Origin of the sequence: Pseudomonas sp. BN505 (assembly GCF_029873175.1) — a bacterium.
GTDB classification, from domain to species: domain Bacteria; phylum Pseudomonadota; class Gammaproteobacteria; order Pseudomonadales; family Pseudomonadaceae; genus Aquipseudomonas; species Aquipseudomonas putida.
Genome location: NZ_SSOI01000015.1, coordinates 97314 through 104427, shown reverse-complemented (window position 1 = coordinate 104427; position 7114 = coordinate 97314). Strand labels below are relative to the sequence as shown.

Sequence of the window (7114 nt, the reverse complement as noted above, 5' to 3'; positions counted from 1 at the left end):
TCATCAGCCCTGCGCAAACGGCACATGCGCCAGCTGGACATGGCCGAACTGATCGCCGGCAATCAGGCGCCGTCCACCCAGCCCCATGTGTTGCCGGTCAGTGCCCTGCAAACCTGGGTCGAAGACTTCAAGCCAACCGAACGGCGCATGCCGCTGACCTGGAGCAGCGACCCGGTCACCGAAACCTTGCCTATCGGCAACCTGGTCGCCGTGGCGCGTCACTACCCCTGGACCCAACCGAAGGTACCGGTGGTGGTAGCACTCGCCGACGCCGAAGGCATGGCCCTGGACCTGAGCCTGTCGGTCTCGGCCTACCAACATCAAATGCGCGACCTGATGCCCGCCGAGCAACTGGCACACACAAAACCCGCGCAACCTCCCGAGCAGGAACGCGTGCCGGCGTGCTACCGCCTGGATGCCGAGCAACTGAGCGTGCAAAGCCGCGATTTCCACCATCGCAACCTGGTGGGCATGCTGCTGAACAAGACGCTGGAAAGCATGTACCCGGCCGATGCGCCTTCACCTGAACTGGCCGCCTTCAGGCTTGGCACGGAGCGGCGTGGCCCTGCGCTGTCTGCGGCCGAGTCACATTTCCAGGCCCTCACCCATCAGGATTACTCCCCCCACGGCGCGCGCCTGGCGCGGCGCATCGATAGCGCCAAATACCGGCATTTCCTCGCCGAGCGCGATGAACTGGAACGGCGTATTGCAGCCCTGCGCAACCTGGCCTTGCAAGCCAGCAATGATCATGACGCCTGGCTGGCCACTGCCGAATCGCAACATATCGACAACCCCTACAGCCTGGCAGCCGCGCTGGCGTGTTACGACCGCGACGAACGCACCTCCGCCCGCGGTCTGGAAATCTCGCTGGCTTTGCTGATTCACCCGATGGGCCAGCCGACACCCGGCACCGAAGAGCATGACCGACGCTTCAAACGCCTGGAGCAATGGCTGGACCAGCACGACAGCCCGCTGTACACCGCCTTGGCGCCGTTCAACCCGTTCAAGGACAAGGCGGATTCGACCGGCTCTTTGTTCGGCGCCAGCGACAACGTAATCGAAGGATTGGCGGGTCGCTTCCCGGCCATGGCCGACATCACCGACCTTACCGCCCAGGCGGTCAATACCGTAGTGCTCAAGCGCCTGCATGGCCAGACACGGTGGGATGCCAGTCATGGCCTGCGTCAGCAGGTGCTGTTGGCGGCACGGGAGGCGAATGCCGAGAAGGCGTTGGGGTTGTTGGCAGCGCGCTATCGAATCACCGAACAGGCCATCACGGAAAATCCATTTAGCCAGGAGGCACAGAAGTATTTGAAGAGCGGTATGGCGCAGGTTGAGGAAATGAAACAACTGCGCATCTCGGGTAGCCGGACAATATCGATAGAACTGACCACCACTGCGCGAGTGAAGCCCAACTTTCTCGGGTTGCTCACCTCGGGCGGTGGCGGTGGTTTGAACGCGGGGATGCTGTGGTTCAACATCTTATCGCTGAAGACGGCCTATAACAGCCTGCAAAAGAACGATGCACCGGAATACACCTTGGGCTTTGCTTCATCGATTTTCGGAGTGATCGGTGCAGCGGCGGCGACGATGGTCAGCGTGCGAGCAACGCAGAAGGCTGTAATGCTGAAATTGAGTCAGACCGCACCAGGCATGGCCTTTGGCAATGGAATTATCAAATTTCTAAGCAGCAATCTGTTTGCGCGTTTGGCTGGTTATCCGGCAATAGCATTTAGTTTTTTCGCGGACAGTGCTAAGGCGCTGCGACAGCATAACAACGGTAACCTAACTGCAGCCAGTTACACGATGGCTGGTGGTTTCACCATGGCTATTGGCTCCGCTGTCGCCCTTGAAGCAGGACTGGCCGTTGCCGGCGTGACATCAGTTGTGCCCTTTGCCGGATGGGCCGCAGCTGCTCTTGTTCTAGTAGGCGTAGCCATCATTGCTGGAGGCCTTTACCTACACGCCAAGGCCCATGAGCACCTTCACAGCCCAATTGAGTTGTGGGCAGCACGCAGCGTCTTCGGTAATCGAATCAATGATGGGGAAGTGCACCCAGACATTACCTTGGACTATGAGCAAAAACTTCCTGCTTTCGGGTCGCTACAAACTGAAGTCAAAGCTTGGCACAACGAGCATTACGGACCAAAACTACTATCGGCCGAACAGGCCCTGTCACTCGGCCTACCTAAAGTTGACACTAAATGGCATCGAAATGATCACTGGTCTCCGCCCAACTGGACTGCCATCACCCATAACGAAGTACCCACACCTCAACCAACCGTTGAGTTCACCGTGCTGCTGCCTGGCTTTGTGCTTGGGGTAAGCGAATGGTCAGGAAGTTTGAGCACCCTACATGACGACCAAGGAATGCACGTATTCCCAGCTGCCCCGACCGGCCACATGGTAGGTGGTGGTTTGGTTCTTCATTTCGAGAACACACTGGCCAACCAAAGTCATGTCTCACTGCATTTATCTTACAGCGCCAATCAAGGTTTGGACGAAGACAATGAGACCCAATCAATCTTTCATCTGAAGCGTTAATTATGGCAACCATCTGGATATTCGATTCAAAGTCAGACTCTGGGCACAAACCTGCAATTGGAGGGCAGCTGGCAAACGCATCCGGAAATATCTTATGCCTGCGAAACCCATGGGTAACAGACTCCGTATTCATGGGAAAACTATACTGCGCAATAACAGTCATATCACTCATCGGATTTTACCCTCAAATCCTCCCAATCACCTTAGACCTCTACAATAAAAACGCTGCATTAATGCTTTTGTTCTTAATTTCTCCATTTCCTTTCGTTCCATTTCTAATTTATCGTATTTATTTTATAAAAAACTTATCAAACTTTTGCCTCAACCGCTCAACCCAAAAAATCTACTACCGACGCTTGAGCAAAGTATTAGTCTTCGAGTGGAGCAATACCGGAGGGGGCGTATTCAAACGCACCGAATACGGCGGCTCATCCTTCAGCACCAGCTACGCCCTCGCCTTCGCCCCTCGCCGAGCGGATGGCAGCCTCCACCAAAAAGACTGCCTCTGGGTCGACAGCAACGAACCCACCGAACCCGGCGTCAAACACGTCGCTGAAGTCTGGGAATACCTCCGTCATTTCATGGCCCACGGCCCGGACAAACTCCCCCCGCCCAGCGAACCCAACTGGTGGCACAAACCGCTGCACGCCATCTGCCTGACGCCGGCAGAAGCCTGGCAACACTACGCGCCCTGGCGAACCGGCGAACCTGGTGAAATGCAGGGCAAAAAGAACTGGCAACTGCCGTTCTGGGCCCTGCTGTTCCCCTACAACCTGACCGTTGCCCTCTGTTGGTACTTCGTCTGCAAACTATTCAACGTCCGAGCAGCGCCACCGCCCCCTGCAGCCTTCGAAGAAGCCCCTGTTCACCCAAAGAGAAAGAAGTGCAAATGAGACCCATCGTACTTGTAGGCCATCGTCATAGTTGCCCGCTCCATGGCGAAGGCACCGTGCAAACAGGCGCAAGCGCAACATTTGTGGATGGCAGGGCCGTCGCACGGATGGGCGACCGCATCAGTTGCGGCGCCGTCATCGAAACCGGCGCTGCCTGCACGATGATCGAGGGCCAACCAGCAGCACGAGAGGGAGACACCACCAGCCACGGAGGGACTTTGATCGAGGGGGACCAGGGTTGGCTCATTGATTGAAAGTAAATACCGGCACTGAGCCGAGGCCGGTTAAACGCCAGAACCCAAACGAGATCATTCCCCTAACTCTAAAACCTGTCAGTCACGTGATTAGGCCGTCTTTCGGCCCAATCACCCAACAAGCGCTCACAGGCAGTTTAACCAACGGTAATTCCCTGAGACCAATAGTTCCTCCGGCGTCAGAATATCCTTACACAAAGCTCATAAAACTAAACAACTCCACGATTCACAAAGCCATGGTGGTTAACCAAGAAAAATCCTTCAAATTATTTCGCCGCTTGCATTTCCGTTCGGCAACCCTTAACACTAACCCCATCAGCCGATGGAGATTAACCATGTCCCGCCTCGCCGAGTTCCGCGCCCTCGAACGACTACTCGCGACCAAAAAGTCCGAACTCTCATTCATAAAAATCGACCCGCGCCTCATCCGCGAATTCGAGTTCGAAAGCAAACTCCACAACCTGCTTGCCGAATATCAGTTCAATCTCTCGAACATACTGGCCATCATCGAGAGTGAAATCGCAACCCAGGGTTACGGTGTCTATCAACAACCGCCCCCGGTCGTATCGCCCGCACGTTACAGGGCTCGGCAAAGCAAATACTACATAAACCCTCATACCGGGGAGGAAGTAGAAGCAAAAAGCACCCTGCACAAAACCGTAAGGTTGTGGATAAAGCAGTACGGCCGTGCCGAGGTCGAAAGCTGGGCAACGGCATGGTCGGTATGCACGCACAAACCTGGCCTGTAGCCATTGCTGTGCAGCACAGCCTGCCCTTCCCTGCCTGGCCTGCGCCCATCAAGCAACAAGGGTGAAAGCCTTCTACCCTTTAATGACGTGAATCCCTGCCGCGCCCACAGGGCAACGCAACCGTTCGGTAACCGAACAGTAGCCCGTCTCTCGAATTGACGCTGCCGCCTTCACTGCGCACCATGCACCGGCCTTGCGTGCCCCCTGCCTGGGACTTGGTCACGCACCTGTAGTACCGCAGCTGAATACAATTTCAAGAAACGAGCAGTTTATGAACCACACCAAGACCACCCCCGCCGCGCCCCGGATGCACAAGGGTTCGATTGGCGACAAGCTTCGTGGCGCCTTCGGCGTCGGCAAGACCCGTTGGGGCATGCTTGCCCTGGTGTTCTTCGCCACCACCCTGAACTACATCGACCGAGCCGCCCTTGGCATCATGCAGCCCGTGCTGGCCAAGGAGATGAGCTGGACGGCGATGGACTACGCCAACATCAACTTCTGGTTTCAGGTCGGCTATGCCATCGGCTTTCTGCTGCAGGGCAGGCTGATCGACAAGGTTGGGGTAAAACGCGCCTTCTTCTTCGCCGTACTGCTGTGGAGCCTGGCCACTGGCGCCCATGGCCTGGCCACTTCGGCGGCCGGCTTCATGGTCTGCCGTTTCATCCTGGGCCTGACCGAGGCCGCCAACTACCCGGCCTGCGTGAAGACCGTGCGGCTGTGGTTCCCGGCGGGTGAACGGGCCATCGCTACCGGCCTGTTCAACGCCGGCACCAACGTCGGCGCCATGGTCACCCCGGCCCTGCTGCCGCTGATCCTCGCCGTGTGGGGCTGGCAGGCCGCGTTCATCGCCATGGGCAGCCTGGGCCTGGTGTGGGTGGTGTTGTGGGTGTTGAAGTACTACAACCCTGAAGACCACCCCAGCGTGCGCCAGAGCGAGGTGCAGTACATCCAGCAGGACGATGAACCCGAGCCTACCCGCGTGCCGTTCAGCCGTATCCTGCGCCTGCGTGGCACCTGGGCGTTTGCGGTGGCCTATGCGATCACCGCGCCGGTGTTCTGGTTCTACCTGTACTGGCTGCCGCCGTTTCTGAACCAGCAATACAGCCTGGGCATCAACGTGACCCAGATGGGCATCCCGCTGATCATCATCTGGCTGACGGCGGACTTTGGCAGCATCGGCGGCGGCATCCTGTCGTCCTGGCTGATCGGCCGTGGCGTGCGGGCCACCACCGCACGGCTGGTGTCGATGCTGATCTTTGCCTGCACCATGGTCAGCGTCGTCTTTGCCGCCAACGCCAGTGGCCTGTGGGTCGCAGTGGCCGCCATCTCGCTGGCGGTCGGCGCGCATCAGGCGTGGACAGCGAATATCTGGAGCCTGGTCATGGACTACACGCCCAAGCACCTGGTGAGCACGGTGTTCGGCTTCGGCAGCATGTGCGCGGCGATTGGCGGGATGTTCATGACGCAGATCGTCGGCAGCGTGCTGACCGCCACCAACAACAACTATGCCGTGTTGTTCACGATGATTCCGGCCATGTATTTCCTGGCGCTGGTGTGGATGTACTTCATGGCACCACGCAAGGTCGAGAGCGCCTGAGGGCGCTAGCCACTTACCTCTACGGGGCCCTTGCGGGCCCTTTTTTTGGTCTGATGATCAGACCGTGAAAGCGCGTTTTCTGGCGGGGCAGCGTTGATTGCAAGGGGAAACACAAGTCCTGTAGGAGCAGCCTTGCGCTGCGAAGAGGCCATTGCAGCCGAAGATAATCTTAAGCCTTACCGGCCTCTTCGCATCACAAGGCTGCTCCTACAGGGGTTAAGCGGGAGACTGCGTGGTGGTTCCGAAATCAGACGGTGGCCAGCACCGCCATGGCCTTCTCCAGCGCTATGCACGCGCGCTGTTCGCCGCTGATGCCTTGCTCCAGCAGCTGCCGTGTGGGGATTTCCAGGCTCAGCGGCACGGTGGGCGGCAGGCCGCGCAGCAGGCTGACCAGGTCGGCATCGCCGTCACCAGGGAAGCGCCGCTCGTTTCGCGCCTGCCGCAGGATCTCGTCCATGTCGGCGGGTACCGGGCCGGCGACGTCGCACAGCTGGGCGTAGCGCATGCGCTGCGGCGCCAGTTGTGCCAGGTCGTCCAGCGAAGACCGGGAGCGATTGAAGTGGAAGGCATCCACCAGCACGCAGCCATTGCTGCGGTCGGCGTTGGCCACCACCCGCATGGCCTGGCTCAGGTCGCGCACATCGGTCCAGGGCATGAACTCCAGATGCGGGTAAATGCCATACCCCGCTGCCAGGTCACACAACGCGGCAAAGCGCTCGGTCAGACGGGCTTCATCCGGGTCGTTGCCGGCCACCAGCAGCTCTGTGCCACCTAGCTCGGCGCCTACCGCCAGAATCGGTTCGAAATCGGCCACGCTGGTTTCGGGCTTCAGGCGCAGTATTTCCAGGTCGAGCACCTTGATACCGGTGTCGCGCAGGCGCGCCTGGGTTTGCCGGCGCAGGTCGGCGTCGGCCACAAGCGGGAAGTGCTGCTCCTGTTCGGTGGCCGGCACCAGGCGCAGGCCAACGTGGCTGTAACCGGCGCGGGCAGCTGCCTCAACCATGTCCGGCGGGGACAGTTCGAGCACCGTCAGGGCGGCGAGGGAGAAAATTCGATCAGTCATCGTTCGTCACCAAA

General features: G+C 58.8%; 6 protein-coding genes. 5 read left to right on the top strand and 1 reads right to left on the bottom strand.

What is annotated here, in order from left to right; genetic code table 11:
* The 5 genes from E8E78_RS02890 to E8E78_RS02870 all read left to right on the top strand — a co-directional run.
* Positions 1-2544 (top strand): T6SS effector BTH_I2691 family protein (locus E8E78_RS02890; RefSeq protein ID WP_280337089.1); only part of this gene is annotated, 2544 nt, incomplete at its 5' end.
* Between the two features lie 2 nt (positions 2545-2546).
* The gene (locus tag E8E78_RS02885) at positions 2547-3437 is read left to right on the top strand and encodes a hypothetical protein (protein WP_114942461.1); all 891 of its coding nucleotides are present in this window, start codon (positions 2547-2549) and stop codon (positions 3435-3437) included.
* The gene (locus E8E78_RS02880; protein ID WP_049276874.1) at positions 3434-3691 is read left to right on the top strand and encodes a PAAR domain-containing protein; all 258 of its coding nucleotides are present in this window, start codon (positions 3434-3436) and stop codon (positions 3689-3691) included. The genes E8E78_RS02885 and E8E78_RS02880 overlap by 4 nt, the downstream gene beginning before the upstream one ends.
* Positions 3692-4026: 335 nt before the next feature.
* Entirely contained in the window at positions 4027-4440 is a 414-nt protein-coding gene (locus E8E78_RS02875) for a histone-like nucleoid-structuring protein, MvaT/MvaU family (RefSeq protein WP_049276876.1), read from the top strand.
* 271 nt (positions 4441-4711) lie between these two features.
* A complete protein-coding gene (locus E8E78_RS02870; protein ID WP_049276878.1) occupies positions 4712-6037 on the top strand; it encodes an MFS transporter in 1326 nt (441 codons plus the stop codon).
* A 247-nt stretch (positions 6038-6284) separates the two neighbouring features.
* On the opposite strand, the gene E8E78_RS02865 is transcribed toward E8E78_RS02870, so the two are convergent.
* On the bottom strand, positions 6285-7100 hold the full coding sequence (locus E8E78_RS02865; protein ID WP_049276880.1) for a sugar phosphate isomerase/epimerase: 816 nt from the start codon (positions 7098-7100) through the stop codon (positions 6285-6287).
* Positions 7101-7114 lie beyond the last annotated feature (14 nt).

Excerpts from the sequence above, each read along its gene's own strand:
- E8E78_RS02870 (WP_049276878.1), top strand. The coding sequence starts at position 4,712 with ATGAACCACACCAAGACCACCCCCGCCGCGCCCCGGATGCACAAGGGT.
- E8E78_RS02885 (WP_114942461.1), top strand. The coding sequence starts at position 2,547 with ATGGCAACCATCTGGATATTCGATTCAAAGTCAGACTCTGGGCACAAA.
- E8E78_RS02875 (WP_049276876.1), top strand. The coding sequence starts at position 4,027 with ATGTCCCGCCTCGCCGAGTTCCGCGCCCTCGAACGACTACTCGCGACC.
- E8E78_RS02865 (WP_049276880.1), bottom strand. The coding sequence starts at position 7,100 with ATGACTGATCGAATTTTCTCCCTCGCCGCCCTGACGGTGCTCGAACTG.
- E8E78_RS02880 (WP_049276874.1), top strand. The coding sequence starts at position 3,434 with ATGAGACCCATCGTACTTGTAGGCCATCGTCATAGTTGCCCGCTCCAT.